We start from the raw sequence: 16,835 nt of genomic DNA, 5'->3' as shown, positions 1-16,835 counted from the left end.
ATGCCGATTGCATCCGATACCGAACGCGTCAGGTCGAGGTCGAAACCAACCTTGGTGCCGTCCCTGTCCATGCTGGTCAGCAGGATTTCACCCGCACCCAGGTTTTCCATTTTCCTGGCCCACTCGACAGCATCGAGGCCGGTGGCCTTGCGGCCGCCATGCGTGAATACTTCCCAGCGTCCATCGGCTGCCTTCTTCGCATCTATCGCCACGACTATGCATTGCGAACCGTATTTTTTCGCAGCGTCAAACACCAGTTGCGGATTGCTGATGGCGGAGCTGTTGATGCCGACCTTGTCCGCGCCGGCATTGAGCAAGCGCCGCACATCATCGACTGCGCGCACGCCGCCGCCTACCGTTAATGGAATAAAAACTTGCGACGCCACCGCCTCGATGATGTCGAGGATCAGGTCGCGCCCGTCCGAGGTTGCGGTAATGTCGAGGAAGGTGATTTCATCCGCGCCCTGCGCGTCGTAGCGTTGCGCGATTTCAACCGGATCACCGGCGTCGCGCAACTCAAGGAAATTGACCCCCTTGACGACCCGCCCGGCAGTCACGTCGAGGCAGGGGATGATGCGTTTTGCCAGTGTCATTCGTTGGCTTCCGGCGCTACGCCACTCAGTTCGTCAGCCCGGTCCTGCGCCGAACGCAGGTCCAGCGTGCCTTCATAAATCGAGCGGCCGCAAATCACGCCTTCTATGCCTTCATCCTGCACGGCGCACAAGGCTTCGACATCCTTGACGTTATGCACGCCGCCGGATGCGATGACGGGGATCGTCATGCTTTGCGCCAGCTTCACGGTGGCTTCGATATTGACGCCGCCCATCATGCCGTCGCGGCCGATGTCGGTATAGATGATGGCTTCGCAGCCATAGTCTTCAAATTTTTTCGCCAGGTCTATCACTTCATGGCCGCTCAGCTTGCTCCAGCCATCGGTTGCGACCTTGCCATCCTTGGCATCGAGGCCGACGATGATCTGGCCCGGAAATGCGCTGCAGGCATCGTGCAAAAAGCCCGGATTCTTGACCGCAGCGGTACCGATGATGATGTAGCTCAAGCCATCGTCAAGATAGCGCTCTATCGTGTCGAGATCGCGGATGCCGCCACCGAGCTGCACCGGAATTTCTTCTATGCCATTCTTTTCCGCATACTCGCGCACCGCTTGCAGTATGGATTTGACCGCCGCTTCATTTTTCGGCTTGCCGGCAAATGCGCCGTTCAAGTCGACCAGATGCAGGCGACGTGCACCCTGCGCCAGCCAGTGGCGCGCCATTTCGGCTGGGTCTTCGGAGAATACGGTAGCCTGGTCCATATCGCCTTGCTTCAGGCGAACGCAGTGACCGTCTTTGAGATCGATGGCAGGTATGAGCAGCATGGATACGTTAGAAGTGTGAAGTTTTAATTAAGAAAGAAATCGCTATGAGCAAGTTGCTTACGGATTCCAGTGGACAAAGTTTTTATACAGTTGCAAGCCGGCAATAGCACTTTTTTCCGGATGGAACTGGGTCGCAAAAATATTATCACGTGCAATCGCGCTGCAGAATAATGAACCGTACAGTGTTTCGCCGGCAATATGCGCGCGATTCGCTGGAACGGCGTAATAACTATGCACGAAATAAAAATAGCTGTCGTCGGCAATACCATCCCACAACGGGTGTGACAGGGATTGGTGCACGCGGTTCCAGCCCATCTGCGGCACTTTGTAGCGCGAACCATCTTCCTGCAGCTGATTATCCAGGCGGAATTTGACGACCTTGCCGGGGAATAAGCCCAGGCCGGCGGTATCGCCTTCTTCGCTCCAGTCGAACATCAGTTGCTCGCCGACGCAGACGCCAAACAAGGGCTTGCTGCGCGCAGCTTCGAGCAAGGCGGCCTGCAAACCAGATTCCTGCAGCGAACGCATGCAATCGGGAATCGCGCCCTGCCCCGGCAACACCAGACGGTCTGCGGCGCGTATATCGGCAACGTCGCCCGAAATGCGGACATCCGCTTCCGGCGCGACCTTGCGCAAGGCTTGCGCGACCGAACGCAAATTGCCCATGCCGTAATCCACTACTACTATTTTGTTCATACCGGTGATTCAGACTTCAGTGAAGTGAAACTTACTTGCAAGCCGCAGGCGGATTACAGGCTGCCTTTGGTCGAGGGTATCGTGCCAACGGAACGCGCATCCAGTTCGGCAGCCATGCGCAATGCACGGCCGAACGCCTTGAATACGGTTTCGCACTGATGATGGGCGTTTTCGCCGCGCAGGTTATCGATGTGCAGCGATACCAGCGCGTGATTGACGAAGCCCTGGAAAAATTCATGCGTCAGATCGACGTCAAAAGTACCTATCATCGAACGCGTGAACGGCACGTGGAATTCCAGCCCCGGACGTCCCGAGAAATCGATGACGACGCGCGACAGCGCTTCATCCAGCGGCACATAGGAATGACCGTAACGACGTATGCCTTTCTTGTCGCCTATCGCCTTGGCAAAAGCCTGGCCGAGTGTGATGCCGACATCTTCCACCGTATGGTGGGCATCGATATGCAGATCGCCTTTGGCTTCAATATCCAGATCGATCAAGCCGTGACGCGCAATCTGATCCAGCATGTGATCAAGGAAGGGCACGCCGGTATTCAGCTTTTGCTGACCCGTACCGTCGATATTGATCGCAACGCGGATTTGCGTCTCGTTGGTATTGCGCGTGATTTCTGCAGTGCGTGGCGTAGACATATTCGAGTGACAATCAGTAATGACGATGAGAATGATGCACAGAAGGCATAGAGCTATACGGTGTTACTTGCAGACGCTACGGTAAACCGTAAGCGGCTTTCCAACAATACCTGCATTTTACCCACTTTTTGCAGCTGCACTTTAGCTTAGCGCGGCGGATTGCAGGCATTGCAGCGATTTTCGCTGTTCCGGCAGCAGACTGGCGGATAAAACCGGCTGAAAACAGCATGTTTCAGCTGGCTGCAGATACGATCCCGGCGCTGTCGCCCGCTGGCTGCGCCGCAGCTGCCAGTGTATCCAGCGCGGCCAGCCGCTTTTCTATCAAATCGCAATATTCGGCATTCAATTCAAAACCAACGAAATTGCGCCCGCAACGCCTGGCGGCAACTGCGGTGGTGCCGCTACCCATGAAAGGGTCGAGCACCACGCCACCGGGCGGGCAGGAAGCCTTGAGCATGCGCTCTATGATTTCCAGCGGCTTTTGCGTCGGATGGTCAGCGCGTTCGCGGTGCTCCCTGTGCAGGCGCGACACGCTCCAGACATCTTTCGGGTTATAGCCCAGCTCCAGCCATTTGGCGCCGACAAAGATGGAGCGCGAGCGCGCCTTCTTGGTTACTGCATCGTAGGGGATGCGTATTGCATCGAGGTCGAAGTAATAATCCCTGGCTTTGGCAAAAAATCCTATCGTGTCATGCACCGAAGAGAATTTCCGTGTGCCGCCGCCCATCGATGGCACGCGCCGGTCCCAGATGATTTCATTGAGCATCGTCATGCGCTGCTTCAGCATGACAAACACTTCCGGCGAATAACGCCATGTCAGGAAAATATAGAGGCTGCCGTTAGGCTTGAGCTTGGGCAGCGCCGCATCTATCCACTGCTCCATCCATTGCAGGTAGGCATCCGCATCCATCTTGTCGGAATCGTTGCCGTAATCCTTACCCAATCCATATGGCGGATCGGCGATGATCAAGTCGATCGCGCCATCCGGTATGCGCGCCAGGCCCGCCAGCGCATCTTCGCAAAATATACGATTGCGCCAGTCCGTCATCGCGGCATCCGGATGCGTGTCACTTCAGCCGATATTCTGCTGAACGTGCATGGGCTTGCAAGCCTTCGCCATATGCAAGTTCTGCTGCGATCTTGCCCAGCGTCTGTGCGCCGCCTTCGCTGACCTGCAAAATGCTCGAGCGTTTCTGGAAATCGTAGACGCCCAGCGGCGATGAGAAACGCGCAGTGCGCGACGTCGGCAACACATGATTCGGGCCGGCGCAATAATCACCCAGCGATTCTGATGAAAACCGGCCAAGGAACATCGCGCCGGCGTGACGCACCTTGTCGGCCCACTGTTGCGGATTTTCCGTCGAAATTTCCAGATGTTCGGCAGCAATCAGATTGGCGATTTCACAGGCTTCATCCATATCGCGTACCTTGATCATCGCGCCGCGATTCGTCAGCGAGGTGGTAATCACTTCCTTGCGCGGCATATCGGCCAACTGGCGATTGATGCTGGCGGCGACTGCCTCTATGTAATCCGCGTCCGGGCAAATCAGAATCGACTGCGCCAGTTCATCATGCTCGGCTTGCGAAAACAGATCCATCGCGATCCAGTCCGGGTCGGTGCTGCCGTCGCAGATCACCAGGATTTCCGACGGGCCGGCGATCATGTCTATGCCGACGGTGCCGAATACGCGGCGCTTGGCCGCTGCCACATAGGCATTGCCGGGGCCGACTATCTTGTCGACCTGCGGAATCGTGGCAGTGCCATAGGCCAGCGCCGCGACTGCCTGCGCGCCACCTATCGTGAAGACGCGGTCAACACCCGACATTGCCGCCGCAGCCAGCACCAGTTCATTCTTCACGCCATTCGGCGTCGGCACCACCATGATGACTTCCTGCACGCCGGCGACCTTGGCCGGGATCGCATTCATCAATACCGACGATGGATAAGCGGCCTTGCCGCCGGGGACATAAATGCCGACGCGGTCTAGCGGCGTGACTTTCTGGCCCAGCACGGTGCCGTCTGCTTCGGTGTAGATAAAGCCGTTCGAACCGATCTCGTTCTTCTGCCGTTCGTGATAGGCGCGTACGCGATCCGCAGCAGTCTGCAAGGCAGCGCGGCGCACCGGCGACAGTTGATCCAGTGCAGCCTGCAATGCATCGCGGCCGATTTCAAGCATGGCCATGTCGCTGGCATCGACGTGATCGAACTGTTGCGTGTATTCCAGCACGGCGGCGTCGCCGCGCAGCTTGACGTCGTCAAGAATGCGCAGCACGGCGCTATCTATCGCGGCATCTTCGCCAGCCTCGAAGGCAAGCACATCCGCCAGTTGCGACTTGAAGTCGGGATGCGTGGAATCAAATCTGCGTATCTGTATGGACATCGTTTTTCTCAATCAAGCCATGTAGAAGTAAATACGGTAATGCCGGCTCAAGCCTGAAGCTTTGAGGCTTTTTCAAATGCTTCGAGTATCGGCTGCAAGCGTTCGCGCTTCAATTTCAGGGCCGCCTGATTGACGACCAGGCGCGATGAAATTTCCATGATGTGCTCGACTTCAACCAGGTGATTCGCGCGCAAGGTACTGCCGGTACTGACCAGATCGACGATCGCATCGGCCAGGCCGACCAGCGGCCCCAGCTCCATCGAACCGTACAGCTTGATCAAGTCTACATGCACGCCTTTGGCGGCGAAATGCTCGCGCGCAGTTTGCACGTATTTGGTGACGACGCGCAGACGCGCACCCTGGCGCACCGCACTGGCGTAATCAAAACCATCCTTCACGGCGACCGACATCCGGCATTTGGCGATATTCAAATCGATAGGCTGGTACAGCCCTTCGCCACCATGCTCGAGCAAGACATCCTTGCCGGCCACGCCGAAATCGGCTGCGCCGTATTGCACGTAAGTCGGCACGTCGGAGGCGCGCACGATGATCACGCGCACATTCGCATCATTGGTTTGCAAAATCAGCTTGCGCGAAGTCTCCGGATCTTCGGTGACCTTGATGCCGGCTGCTTCCAGCAGCGGCAGGGTTTCCTCGAAGATGCGGCCCTTGGACAAGGCCAGCGTCAATTGCTGCGGATTATTTTGCGGATCAAATCTTGGATCGGATTGCGTCATTATTTCACTCGCTGTATATGTGCGCCGACGGCGGACAGTTTGACTTCCATGCGATCGTAACCGCGATCCAGATGATAGATGCGGTCTATCAGGGTTTCTCCTTCAGCTGCCAGCGCCGCGATCACCAGCGAAGCCGACGCGCGCAAATCGGTCGCCATGACCGGTGCGCCAACCAGCTTGTCGACGCCATTGATGATCGCAGTATGGCCTTCTATCGTGATCGCCGCGCCGAGGCGGTTCATCTCTTGCACATGCATGAAGCGATTTTCAAATATGGTTTCAACCACACGGCTGTTGCCTTCGGCGATACAGTTCATCGCCATGAATTGCGCCTGCATGTCGGTCGGGAAGCCCGGATATTCCGTCGTGCGGAAACTCACGGCTTTCGGCCGCGATGACATTTGCACGCGTATCCAGTCGTCGCCGGAAGTCAGGATCGCGCCAGCTTCACGCAATTTGTCGAATGCCACATCCAGCGTATCAGTACGGGCATTGCGCAGGGTGACGTCGCCACCGGCGGCTGCCACTGCGCACAGGAAGGTGGCGGTTTCTATGCGGTCGGCGATGACTGCGTGCGATGCGCCATGCAAGCGCTCGACGCCTTGTATGACCAGGCGATCAGTGCCTATGCCTTCGATTTTTGCACCCATGGCTACCAGCAGATTTGCGAGGTCCGTGACTTCCGGTTCGCGTGCGGCATTTTCCAGTATCGTTTCGCCTTCCGCCAGCGTCGCCGCCATCAGCAGGTTCTCGGTTCCGGTCACGGTGATCATGTCGGTGACTATGCGCGCGCCTTTGAGCCTTTTCGCTTTCGCATGTATGTAACCGGCTTCTATCGTGATCTCGGCACCCATCGCCTGCAGACCCTTGATGTGCTGATCGACCGGACGCGAACCGATGGCGCAGCCACCCGGCAGCGACACCCTGGCTTCGCCGAAGCGCGTCAGCAAAGGACCCAGCACCAGTATCGAGGCGCGCATGGTCTTGACCATTTCATAGGGCGCTTCCAGCTTGTCGATGGCGGCGCCGTTGAGCATGACTTGCTCGCCATCCTGCTCTACCTGCAAACCCATCTGGCGCAACAGCTTCAGCATCGTCGCCACGTCCTGCAACAGCGGCACATTGCTTAACTGCACGGCATCTGCCGTCAGCAAGCCTGCGCACAGGATAGGCAAGGCCGCGTTCTTTGCGCCGGAGATGGTGATCTCGCCGGAGAGACGATGACCGCCCTGTATTAAAAGCTTATCCATTTAAAAGCTTATCCATTTAAAAGTTTGACCATCTGGCTGGTCGATACAGTGAGTGAAGTTTTACTTCTGGAATTCTTCCGGCGTCAGCGTCTTCATCGACAGCGCATGGATTTCTTCACGCATGCGGTCGCCCAAGGCAGCATAGACTAGCTGATGACGCTGGATCAGGCGCTTGCCGGCAAACGCATCTGATACGATCACGGCCTCGAAATGGGCGCCGTCGCCGCTGACTTCGACGTGCGTGCAATCGAGTCCTGCTGCAATGTAGTTCTTAACTAATTCTGGTGTGGGCAACATGATTTTGCCTTTTCAATATTTGATGATGCGTTGAATGAAATATGCCGCTGATACGCTGACTATCAGTGGCGCAACTTGTAACCGCTCTTCAGCAGATAAATGGCCAGACTGCCTAACAGCGCCAGGAAGCATGCAACTGCGGCGCAACTGAGCCATGGGTTGACGTCGGATTGCCCGAAAAATCCATAGCGGAAGCCATCGATCATGTAAAAGAATGGATTGAAGTGTGACACCGTTTGCCAGAATGCCGGCAGCGACTGCACTGAATAAAACACGCCCGACAGGAAAGTTGCCGGCATGATCAGGAAATTCTGGAACGCTGCAAGCTGGTCGAATTTTTCCGCCCAGATACCGGCGATCAAACCCATGGTCCCCAGCATGGCGGCGCCGAGTACCGCAAAAATCGCTATCCACCATGGCGCAACAAACGTGATATCGGCAAACCAGGCCGTCACGAGGAACACTCCGGCGCCGACCACCAGGCCGCGCACCATTGCAGCCATCACATAGGCGCCAAACAATTCCCAGTGCGAAAGCGGCGTCAGCAAGACGAACACCAGGTTGCCGGTGATCTTGGATTGAATCAGCGACGAGGATGAATTGGCGAATGCATTCTGCAGCACGCTCATCATCACCAGGCCGGGCACCAGAAAAGCTGTGTATTTCACGCCGGGATATACCTGCACATGATCTTCCAGCACGTGACCGAAAATCAGCAGATACAGCACGGCCGTCAGGATGGGTGCCGCCACCGTTTGCGTCGCCACTTTCCAGAAGCGTAGCGTCTCTTTATAAAACAGGGTCTGGAAGCCGGTCATTTTTCACCTTCCATGATCTGGATGAAGACATCTTCCAGATCGGCTTGCTGCAGCTGCATGTCTTCGATCACGGCACCCGACAGGCGCAGTTTTGCGAGGATGGGCTCGACGTCGGCATACTCCGTCACGCGCAAGGTGTATTTGCTACCGAATTTCAGTTCTTCCGGATGCGATACCAGCGCCTTCAATTCATCCGGCAGCGTGCCGGATGCCAGCTGCACGACCAGTTGCGAACCCGAGATGCGCTTGATCAGCGTCGAAGTCGTATCCAGCGCCACCACCCGTCCCGCCTTCAACATCGCGACGCGATTGCACAAGGCCTGCGCCTCTTCCAGATAATGCGTGGTCAGGACGACGGTATGTCCTTCGCGATTGAGGCGCGAAATGAATTTCCACAGCGTCTGGCGCAATTCCACATCGACGCCGGCAGTTGGCTCATCGAGCACGATGACCGGCGGCTTGTGCACCAGCGCCTGCGCCACCAGCACGCGACGCTTCATGCCGCCAGACAGCGCGCGCATGTTCGCATCGGCCTTGCCGGTCAGATCAAGGTGATGCATGACTTCATCTATCCATGCATCATTGTTTTTCAAGCCGTAATAACCGGATTGCATGCGCAGGGTTTCACGCACGGTGAAGAAGGGATCGAACACCAGTTCCTGCGGCACCACGCCGAGCATCTTGCGCGCCTGACGGTAATCGCTGACGACGTCATGGCCATGCACTGCAACGCTGCCGGAGTCTGCGCGATTCAAGCCGGCGATGATGGAAATCAAGGTCGTTTTGCCAGCGCCGTTAGGTCCGAGCAAGCCAAAAAATTCGCCTTCTTCGATAGAAAGCGAAATGCCATTCAGCGCCTTCAACGCGCGATAGCTTTTTTCAACATTGTTTATTTGAATTGCAGCCATGGTGGCTCAGAACACTTTACGCAAAAATGGAACGCTGACAATTGCGCCACCCGCGTTAAGCGTATGGCGAAACCCTTGATTATATTGGATTTTCGCTGCGAATCGCCGGATTGGCACGCTAGCGAAGCAAGTTACGCAGGAAGTGGAGCGACAGGAAGGGTCAATGATGCGGCAGATCGGCGCGCGGCATGCCTGCGCCTATCAATTCTGTCACATCATAAAGAGAAATCAGGCTGCACAGATTGGCTGGCAGGTTATTGAAAACCAGCGGCAGGGAACGCGCGCTGGCGACACGCATCCAGGCCAGCATCGTCGCCACTGCAGCCGAATCGACCGTAACGACATCGGCAAAATCGATGACGGCCTGCCCTTCGGCAATCGCCTGCAGGCCGCCATCCAATGCTGTCTTGGCATTGTCGAAGGTAAGCGATGCGCCGGGCCGAAACATGAATTTACGAAGCCTTGGCGGTTTTTACCAGGCTGCTGGAAAGCTTTTTATTCTTTTCCGCCAGTACCTTGATCAAGCCATCTATGCCTGATTTGCCGATTTCTGCCGCAAAGCTGCCTTTGTATGTCTCGACCAGCCATGCACCGAGCACATTGACATCATAAATTTTCCAGCCCGCAGGCGATTTTGCCAGGCGATAGCTGAGCTGCATCGGTTCGCCGCGGGGCTGTATCACTTGCGTATTCACGACCACTTCGGTATCCGATGGGTCGGCACGCATCGGACGATATTCGAGCTTTTGATCCTTGATCTGTGAAATCGCGCCGGAATAGGTATGCGTCAGCAAGCTGCGGAATTCCACCGTCAACAGCTTTTGCTGTTCAGGCGTGGCTTCACGCCAGTAACGTCCTGCCGCCAGCATCGTCATGCGCTGGAAATCAACATGCGGCAGAATTTTTTCATCGACCACCTGCTGTACGCGTTGCGCATTACCGCCTTGAATTTCCTTGTCCGTTTTGGCAATCGACATCACTTCTTCACTGATGCGCTTGATCAATACGTCAGGCGCTTCATACGCTGCCGCATGGCCGGCGAAGGCGATTGCAGCAACAGCGAGCGATAATTTTTTCCAGATATTCATCTTTTTCCAATTAATTTATTACTTGTTGCCTTGACGGCAAATACTGCAGGCCTATGTTTTCCCCGCCCGCAGCAAGATGCAGACGGGAATCACGGCCTCACTTACATCAGTGCGACTGGCTCGTCTGCACCAACTTCGACAGCTTCTGCCATCCGAGGTTCAACCGGGGTATCGACACTGACTGCCAGATCGAGGGCAGGCAACAACGGAGCCGCATCACTTTGCGGGCTCATGACTTTTTGCGCATCCGGTTTTTTCGCTGCATCCACGCCATCATTGACCTGGCTCTCACGACGTTGCGTATAGGCATCGCGTACAAACGTATAGCGATCCAGCGCTGCATCTTCGAGCAAACTGGTTGCGCCCAATGCGGTAGCACGTAAATCGACGACACGCACCACGGCACCCACGTTGCGCACATCAACCGGAGTTGTATACATCCACACATCGCCTGCCATATCGACCGGCAAGGCAGCCGTATCACGCAGCGTCGACGGGCCAAACAAAGGCAGCACGACATAAGGGCCGGATTCAACACCCCATTTGCCCAGTGTCTGGCCAAAGTCTTCTTTATGTTTCTGTATGCCAGCCTCGGATGCAATATCCAGCAAACCGCCAAAACCGAAGGTGCTGTTGAAGGTGACACGCATCACGTCAGACAAACCTTCTTCAGCCTTGCCTTGAAGGAAATTGTTGACCATCGTCCATACATCGCCAAGATTGCCGAAAAAGTTATTAACGGCCGTTTGTGCAAACGATGGCAATACCTCCTGATAGGCAGTCGCTGCAGGCTTCAATGCGACGCGATCAACCGTATCGTTGAAGTCAAACATCGCACGATTGAAACCTTCGAAAGGATCTTTCGCATTATTGCTGGTGCTGGCGCATCCACTCAGAAACAGCGCGGAGACGAGCAAGATGGTTTTGCCTGTGTTTTTCATTTTTTCTCTTCTTTCCCTTCGGCTGCCTTGCTGAAGAGAAATTGACTGATCAAGTTCTCCAGCACCATCGCCGATTGCGTCATTGTAATTTTGTCACCTGCAGCCAGATTAGCAGTGTCGCCACCGGCTTCCAGCCCTACGTACTGCTCACCCAGCAAACCCGAAGTCAAAATCTTCGCCGACGTATCTTTTGGAAATTGATAACGGCTTTCAAGATCGAGCGTCACCGTAGCCTGAAAGGTTTTGTCATTGAATTTAATGTCGGCAACGCGGCCGACGACTACGCCCGCACTTTTAACCGGTGCACGCGGCTTCAATCCACCTATATTGTCAAAGCGCGTCACGACTGAATAACTCTGCTCGAACGACAGGGAACTCATATTGCCTGCTTTCATCGCCAGAAAAAACAAGGCGACTGCACCCAGCAGCACAAACAGGCCAACCCATAAGTCTAATGATTTTCGTTGCATAAGCCGATACCTTAAATATGGGAGAAGACGCTTTTATTTACGCGATCACTCTGTACGCCAGCCTTGCGATCCAAGCCTGCAGGGGCGCACATTTTAATCGAAAAACTTCTCGCCCGCTTCCAGTTGTTACTAACTAAACATCAATGCGGTCAGCAGGAAATCCAGCCACAGCACCAGCAGGGACGCAATCACCACCGTGCGCGTCGTCGCGCGTGCCACACCTTCCGGTGTCGGCTGCGCCTGATATCCCTGGTACAGCGCCACAAATGTTACCGCTATCCCAAACACTATGCTTTTGATGACGCCGTTGGCGATGTCATTCCATACATCGACGCCATCCTGCATCTGCGACCAGAATGCGCCTTCATCGACACCTATCAGTTTCACGCCCACCACATAGCCGCCGAAAATACCGAGCGCACTGAAAATCGCGGCCAGCACCGGCATCGCAACCACACCAGCCCAGAAACGTGGCGCCAGTACGCGCTGCAGCGGATTGACCCCCATCATTTCCATCGCCGATAATTGTTCGCCGGCTTTCATCAAGCCGATTTCAGCCGTCAACGATGTGCCGGCACGACCGGCAAACAGCAATGCGGTAACGACCGGCCCCAGTTCACGCGTCAGCGACAAGGCAACCAGCAAGCCCAAAGCCTGCTCGGAGCCATACTTGTTCAACGTGTAATAGCCTTGCAAACCCAGCACAAAACCGACAAACAAACCCGATACCGAAAGCAGAACCAATGAATAGTTGCCGATGAAATGGATCTGGCTGCTTACCAGCCGCGGCCTGCGCCACAAACCACCAGACGCACTGATAACGGCAAAGAAGGTCCGCGTCGCAAGACCCAGATCAATTATGAATTCACGTACAACACGGCCGATAGTGGTCAAAAAAGAAACGATCATGACCGCACCCTCAAGCCGAGATCATCAGCCAGCGACTTCCCTGGATAATGAAACGGCACCGGTCCATCCGGCTCCGCATTGACGAATTGTTTCACATACGGATCGGTGGACGCCATCATTTCTGCCGGCGTGCCTTGCGCAACCACGGTTCCCTTGGACAGGAAATACACATAATCGGCAATCAGGAAGGATTCATGCACATCGTGCGAAACCAGGATGGAAGTCGAACCTAGCGCATCATTCAATTTGCGGATCAGATTGGCTGTCATGCCCATCGAGATGGGATCAAGGCCGGCGAATGGCTCGTCATACATGATCAATTGCGGATCGAGTGCAATCGCACGTGCCACCGCGACACGACGGGCCATGCCGCCGGAAATTTCAGCCGGCTTCAATTGCGCAGCATTGCGCAAGCCGACCGTATGCAATTTCATCAAGACCAGATCGTGTATCAACTCTTCCGACAAATCTGTGTGTTCGCGCAATGGAAACGCCACATTGTCGAATACCGATATATCAGTAAAAAGCGCGCCATGCTGAAACAGCATGCCCATCTTGCGGCGCATCTGATACAGCGCCCGGGTTTCCATTTCATGCACGACTTGACCGTCAACCGTGACTTTGCCGGACTGCGGCTGGATCTGGCCGCCGATCAGGCGCAATACCGTGGTCTTGCCCGAGCCGGAGCCACCCATGACAGCAATAACCTTGCCGCGCGGGAAATCCATGTTGAGCTCCGACAAAATCGGGCGCTCACCATAGCCAAAATGTAGATCACGGATTTCAACGAGATTAGGCACAGCGACGTATTTCTATTGCAATGCCGTAATTGTAGTGCAGAAACGCAAAGCTATCTTGCAGCGGCTCATTTTGCAGGCGTTCGCTTTTTCAAAACCGTTGTAAAAAAACCCGTTGCATTTTTCAATGCAACGGGTTCTATATAAAACGCTGTCCGCTAGGCGTGAAAGTAGCGGCTCAATTATCAAAAAGGCATCGCGAGCACTTACCGTGGCAAGACCGATTCACCCATCAGGAAAGCATCGACTTCACGCGCACACTGACGGCCTTCACGGATCGCCCACACTACCAGCGATTGACCGCGACGCATGTCGCCGGCAGCAAAGACTTTCTCGACTGAAGTACGGTAACAGCCGTCGCCATCGGTAGTGGCCTTGACATTGCCACGTGCATCCTTGTCGACGCCGAACGCCTCCAGCACTTGTGCCACCGGTGAAACGAAGCCCATGGCCAGCAAGACCAGGTCGGCCTTCATTTCAAATTCCGAATTCGGCACTTCCTGCATGCGGCCGTCTTTCCATTCGACGCGCGCGGCGATCAGTTTTTCAACCTTGCCATTTTTGCCTTCGAGGCGCTTGGTCGCCACGGCCCAGTCACGCTCGCAACCTTCTTCATGCGAAGAGGAAGTGCGCAACTTGGTCGGCCAGTAAGGCCAGACCATTGGCTTGTTTTCGGTTTCCGGCGGTTGCGGCAGCAATTCAAACTGAGCAACGGAAGCAGCGCCATGACGATTCGAGGTGCCTACGCAATCGGAGCCGGTATCGCCGCCACCGATCACGATCACGTGCTTGCCGGTCGCCATCAACTGGTCCTTGACCTTGTCGCCGGCATTGACCTTGTTTTGCAAGGGCAGGAATTCCATCGCGAAATGCACGCCCTTCAACTCGCGGCCTGGCACAGGCAGATCGCGCGGCTGCTCTGCGCCGCCGGCGATGATGACGGCGTCGAAGTCTTTATTGATTTGCTCAGGCGAGATCGTTTCCTTCGCCCAGTTGATGATATTGGATGGAAAATCCTTGCCGACCAAAACGCTGGTGCGGAATTTCACGCCTTCGGCTTCCATCTGCTTGACGCGCAAATCGATGTGCGATTTTTCCATCTTGAAATCAGGGATGCCATAACGCAGCAAGCCACCGATGCGGTCGTTTTTCTCGAACAGCGTTACATCATGACCGACACGCGCCAGTTGCTGCGCTGCCGCCATGCCGGCAGGACCGCCGCCGACGACGGCCACTTTCTTGCCGGTTTTAACGCTTGGCGGTTGCGGCACTACCCAGCCGCTTTCCCAGCCTTTGTCGATGATGAAATGCTCGATCGACTTGATGCCTACCGGGTCGCTGTTGATGCCCAGCGTGCATGCGGATTCGCATGGCGCCGGACAGATGCGACCGGTAAATTCAGGGAAGTTATTGGTCGAATGCAGGGTGTCGAGCGCCTGTTTGTAAGCACCCGAATACACCAGATCATTCCAGTCCGGAATGATGTTGTTGACCGGGCAGCCGTTATTGCAAAACGGGATGCCGCAATCCATGCAGCGCGTGGCCTGCACTTTTGCTTCGGCATCGCTCAGGTGCACGGTAAATTCCTTGTAGTGCTTGACGCGCTTTTGTGGTTCTTCGCTGGCTTCCTGCAAGCGCTGGAATTCCATAAAGCCGGTGATCTTTCCCATGTTTCTCTCGCCTTCTAAGCTATTCGTTTCAGCCCCGCCGCGTTGACGGCGGGGCCGATGACATCGTGTGTTGATCGCGCTGGCGCCGCCTTATGCTGCGACTTTGCTTGATACAGCCTGCTGCGCCCTGGCAGCATGCATCTCGCTCAATGCACGCTTGTACTCGGATGGGAATACCTTGACGAACTTGCTGCGCGCCGTACTCCACTCATCCAGCAATGCGCGCGCACGCGTGCTGCCGGTGTGCTTGAAGTGACGTTCGATCAAGCCCTTGAGTATCGCTTCATCCGTTTGCGCTTCGCTGCCACGTGTCTGACTATGCCAGCTTGCGCGCTCTGCCTTGCTCTCCTGCTCGGACGCCGATTGCACTGTTTCCAGCGCCACCATCGCCATATTGCATTTCGCAGCGAAATCGCCCTTAGGGTCATAGACGTAGGCAATGCCACCCGACATGCCGGCGGCAAAATTGCGGCCGGTTTCGCCGAGCACCACGACGGTGCCGCCTGTCATGTATTCGCAGCCATGGTCGCCAGTACCTTCTACCACCGCAATCGCACCGGAGTTGCGCACCGCGAAGCGTTCGCCGACTACGCCATTGAAGAATGCCTCGCCAGCCACTGCGCCGTACAGCACGGTATTACCGCTGATGATGTTCTCCACTGCACGGCCGCGGAATTCGGTATTCGGACGCACGATGATGCGACCGCCCGACAAACCCTTGCCGACGTAGTCATTGCCTTCGCCGACCAGATCCAGCGTCACGCCATGCGCGAGGAAAGCGCCGGCCGATTGGCCTGCCGTACCCTGCAACTGGATGTGGATCGTATCGTCAGGCAAACCTTCATGGCCGTATTTCTTCGCCACTTCACCCGACAGCATCGCGCCTACCGTACGGTTGACGTTTTTGATGGTCGAGATAAAGGAGACTTTTTCGCCATGCTCGAGCGCTGCCTTGGCCTGCGCAATCAGCTTGTGATCCAGCGCCTTGGCCAGATTATGGTCTTGCACATCGACGTGATAACGCGGTTCGTCAGCGCCCACTTCCGGCTGATAGAACATGCGGCTGAAATCCAGACCCTTGGCTTTCCAGTGCGTGATCGCTTTCGATTTGTCGAGCAGGTCGGCACGGCCGATCAGTTCGTCGAATGTGCGTATGCCCAGTTGCGCCATGATCTGACGCGCTTCTTCTGCAATAAAGAAGAAGAAGTTGACGACGTGTTCAGGCTTGCCGGCAAACTTGGCGCGCAGCACAGGATCCTGCGTAGCGACACCGACCGGGCAAGTGTTTAGATGGCATTTGCGCATCATGATGCAGCCCTCGACCACCAGCGGTGCGGTCGAGAAACCCATTTCATCCGCACCCAGCAAGGCGGCGATGACGATGTCGCGGCCGGTTTTCATCTGGCCATCGGCCTGCACGCGGATACGGCCGCGCAAGCCATTGAGGATCAGCGTTTGCTGTGTTTCAGCCAGGCCCAGTTCCCATGGCGAACCGGCATGCTTGACCGACGACAATGGCGATGCACCCGTGCCGCCATCGTGGCCGGCGATCACGACGTGATCAGCCTTGGCCTTGGCCACACCGGTGGCAACCGTGCCGACGCCCACTTCGGACACCAGCTTGACTGAAATCGAGGCGCCCGGATTGACGTTTTTAAGGTCATGGATCAGCTGCGCCAGATCTTCGATCGAATAGATATCGTGATGCGGCGGCGGCGAAATCAAGCCCACGCCAGGTACCGAGAAACGCAGACGCGCAATGTACTCGGACACTTTATGGCCCGGCAATTGGCCGCCTTCGCCCGGCTTTGCGCCTTGCGCCATCTTGATCTGTATCTGTTCAGCCGA

General features: G+C 55.9%; 19 protein-coding genes. All 19 read right to left on the bottom strand.

Annotated features, from left to right (window positions below):
• Positions 1-593, bottom strand: a 593-nt coding sequence (gene hisF / locus Q7T06_RS10870) for an imidazole glycerol phosphate synthase subunit HisF (protein ID WP_304784526.1), incomplete at its 3' end; no start/stop codon positions are given.
• A complete protein-coding gene (hisA, locus tag Q7T06_RS10865; protein WP_304784523.1) occupies positions 590-1,375 on the bottom strand; it encodes a 1-(5-phosphoribosyl)-5-[(5-phosphoribosylamino)methylideneamino]imidazole-4-carboxamide isomerase in 786 nt (261 codons plus the stop codon). The genes hisA and hisF, both read right to left, overlap by 4 nt.
• 57 nt (positions 1,376-1,432) lie before the next feature.
• Positions 1,433-2,071 (bottom strand): imidazole glycerol phosphate synthase subunit HisH, encoded by a 639-nt coding sequence (hisH, locus tag Q7T06_RS10860; RefSeq protein ID WP_304784521.1) that lies wholly within the window; start codon positions 2,069-2,071, stop codon positions 1,433-1,435.
• Positions 2,072-2,124: 53 nt separating this feature from the next.
• On the bottom strand, positions 2,125-2,721 hold the full coding sequence (gene hisB, locus Q7T06_RS10855; RefSeq protein ID WP_304784519.1) for an imidazoleglycerol-phosphate dehydratase HisB: 597 nt from the start codon (positions 2,719-2,721) through the stop codon (positions 2,125-2,127).
• Between the two features lie 232 nt (positions 2,722-2,953).
• Positions 2,954-3,769, bottom strand: coding sequence for a site-specific DNA-methyltransferase (locus Q7T06_RS10850; protein WP_304784517.1), 816 nt, complete (start codon positions 3,767-3,769; stop codon positions 2,954-2,956).
• 19 nt (positions 3,770-3,788) lie between these two features.
• Positions 3,789-5,102 (bottom strand): histidinol dehydrogenase, encoded by a 1,314-nt coding sequence (hisD, locus tag Q7T06_RS10845; protein ID WP_304784515.1) that lies wholly within the window; start codon positions 5,100-5,102, stop codon positions 3,789-3,791.
• 47 nt (positions 5,103-5,149) lie between these two features.
• Positions 5,150-5,839: an ATP phosphoribosyltransferase gene (gene hisG, locus Q7T06_RS10840; protein WP_304784513.1), complete on the bottom strand. Its 690-nt coding sequence runs from the start codon at positions 5,837-5,839 to the stop codon at positions 5,150-5,152.
• Positions 5,839-7,089: a UDP-N-acetylglucosamine 1-carboxyvinyltransferase gene (gene murA, locus Q7T06_RS10835; RefSeq protein ID WP_304784511.1), complete on the bottom strand. Its 1,251-nt coding sequence runs from the start codon at positions 7,087-7,089 to the stop codon at positions 5,839-5,841. The genes hisG and murA overlap by 1 nt, the downstream gene beginning before the upstream one ends.
• A 60-nt stretch (positions 7,090-7,149) precedes the next feature.
• Complete coding sequence (locus Q7T06_RS10830; RefSeq protein WP_304784510.1) at positions 7,150-7,386, bottom strand: BolA family protein; 237 nt, start codon at positions 7,384-7,386, stop codon at positions 7,150-7,152.
• Positions 7,387-7,448: 62 nt separating this feature from the next.
• A complete protein-coding gene (locus Q7T06_RS10825) occupies positions 7,449-8,204 on the bottom strand; it encodes an ABC transporter permease (protein WP_304784508.1) in 756 nt (251 codons plus the stop codon).
• Positions 8,201-9,112: an ABC transporter ATP-binding protein gene (locus Q7T06_RS10820; protein ID WP_304784506.1), complete on the bottom strand. Its 912-nt coding sequence runs from the start codon at positions 9,110-9,112 to the stop codon at positions 8,201-8,203. Before Q7T06_RS10820 ends, Q7T06_RS10825 begins: the two co-directional genes overlap by 4 nt.
• Before the next feature lie 160 nt (positions 9,113-9,272).
• Complete coding sequence (locus Q7T06_RS10815; RefSeq protein WP_304784504.1) at positions 9,273-9,560, bottom strand: lipid asymmetry maintenance protein MlaB; 288 nt, start codon at positions 9,558-9,560, stop codon at positions 9,273-9,275.
• Positions 9,561-9,564: 4 nt separating this feature from the next.
• Positions 9,565-10,200, bottom strand: coding sequence for a phospholipid-binding protein MlaC (locus Q7T06_RS10810; RefSeq protein WP_304784502.1), 636 nt, complete (start codon positions 10,198-10,200; stop codon positions 9,565-9,567).
• Between the two features lie 101 nt (positions 10,201-10,301).
• The gene (locus Q7T06_RS10805) at positions 10,302-11,141 is read right to left on the bottom strand and encodes a VacJ family lipoprotein (RefSeq protein ID WP_304784500.1); all 840 of its coding nucleotides are present in this window, start codon (positions 11,139-11,141) and stop codon (positions 10,302-10,304) included.
• Complete coding sequence (mlaD, locus tag Q7T06_RS10800; RefSeq protein WP_304784497.1) at positions 11,138-11,611, bottom strand: outer membrane lipid asymmetry maintenance protein MlaD; 474 nt, start codon at positions 11,609-11,611, stop codon at positions 11,138-11,140. The genes Q7T06_RS10805 and mlaD overlap by 4 nt, the downstream gene beginning before the upstream one ends.
• A 129-nt stretch (positions 11,612-11,740) precedes the next feature.
• Complete coding sequence (gene mlaE / locus Q7T06_RS10795) at positions 11,741-12,520, bottom strand: lipid asymmetry maintenance ABC transporter permease subunit MlaE (protein WP_304784495.1); 780 nt, start codon at positions 12,518-12,520, stop codon at positions 11,741-11,743.
• The gene (locus Q7T06_RS10790; protein WP_304784493.1) at positions 12,517-13,320 is read right to left on the bottom strand and encodes an ABC transporter ATP-binding protein; all 804 of its coding nucleotides are present in this window, start codon (positions 13,318-13,320) and stop codon (positions 12,517-12,519) included. Before Q7T06_RS10790 ends, mlaE begins: the two co-directional genes overlap by 4 nt.
• Before the next feature lie 203 nt (positions 13,321-13,523).
• A complete protein-coding gene (locus Q7T06_RS10785) occupies positions 13,524-14,987 on the bottom strand; it encodes a glutamate synthase subunit beta (protein WP_304784491.1) in 1,464 nt (487 codons plus the stop codon).
• Positions 14,988-15,077: 90 nt separating this feature from the next.
• Positions 15,078-16,835, bottom strand: a 1,758-nt coding sequence (locus Q7T06_RS10780; RefSeq protein ID WP_304784489.1) for a glutamate synthase-related protein, incomplete at its 5' end; no start/stop codon positions are given.

Source organism: Herminiimonas sp. (genome assembly GCF_030645555.1).
Classification (GTDB): domain Bacteria; phylum Pseudomonadota; class Gammaproteobacteria; order Burkholderiales; family Burkholderiaceae_D; genus Oxalicibacterium.
The sequence above is the reverse complement of the archived record's forward strand: the minus strand, read 5'-3'. Positions and strand labels throughout refer to the sequence as shown.

Excerpts from the sequence above, each read along its gene's own strand:
- Q7T06_RS10850 (WP_304784517.1), bottom strand. The coding sequence starts at position 3,769 with ATGACGGACTGGCGCAATCGTATATTTTGCGAAGATGCGCTGGCGGGC.
- hisH (WP_304784521.1), bottom strand. The coding sequence starts at position 2,071 with ATGAACAAAATAGTAGTAGTGGATTACGGCATGGGCAATTTGCGTTCG.
- Q7T06_RS10815 (WP_304784504.1), bottom strand. The coding sequence starts at position 9,560 with ATGTTTCGGCCCGGCGCATCGCTTACCTTCGACAATGCCAAGACAGCA.
- hisA (WP_304784523.1), bottom strand. The coding sequence starts at position 1,375 with ATGCTGCTCATACCTGCCATCGATCTCAAAGACGGTCACTGCGTTCGC.
- mlaD (WP_304784497.1), bottom strand. The coding sequence starts at position 11,611 with ATGCAACGAAAATCATTAGACTTATGGGTTGGCCTGTTTGTGCTGCTG.
- Q7T06_RS10820 (WP_304784506.1), bottom strand. The coding sequence starts at position 9,112 with ATGGCTGCAATTCAAATAAACAATGTTGAAAAAAGCTATCGCGCGTTG.
- Q7T06_RS10805 (WP_304784500.1), bottom strand. The coding sequence starts at position 11,141 with ATGAAAAACACAGGCAAAACCATCTTGCTCGTCTCCGCGCTGTTTCTG.
- hisB (WP_304784519.1), bottom strand. The coding sequence starts at position 2,721 with ATGTCTACGCCACGCACTGCAGAAATCACGCGCAATACCAACGAGACG.
- hisD (WP_304784515.1), bottom strand. The coding sequence starts at position 5,102 with ATGTCCATACAGATACGCAGATTTGATTCCACGCATCCCGACTTCAAG.
- Q7T06_RS10810 (WP_304784502.1), bottom strand. The coding sequence starts at position 10,200 with ATGAATATCTGGAAAAAATTATCGCTCGCTGTTGCTGCAATCGCCTTC.
- Q7T06_RS10785 (WP_304784491.1), bottom strand. The coding sequence starts at position 14,987 with ATGGGAAAGATCACCGGCTTTATGGAATTCCAGCGCTTGCAGGAAGCC.
- Q7T06_RS10825 (WP_304784508.1), bottom strand. The coding sequence starts at position 8,204 with ATGACCGGCTTCCAGACCCTGTTTTATAAAGAGACGCTACGCTTCTGG.
- Q7T06_RS10830 (WP_304784510.1), bottom strand. The coding sequence starts at position 7,386 with ATGTTGCCCACACCAGAATTAGTTAAGAACTACATTGCAGCAGGACTC.
- hisG (WP_304784513.1), bottom strand. The coding sequence starts at position 5,839 with ATGACGCAATCCGATCCAAGATTTGATCCGCAAAATAATCCGCAGCAA.
- murA (WP_304784511.1), bottom strand. The coding sequence starts at position 7,089 with ATGGATAAGCTTTTAATACAGGGCGGTCATCGTCTCTCCGGCGAGATC.
- mlaE (WP_304784495.1), bottom strand. The coding sequence starts at position 12,520 with ATGATCGTTTCTTTTTTGACCACTATCGGCCGTGTTGTACGTGAATTC.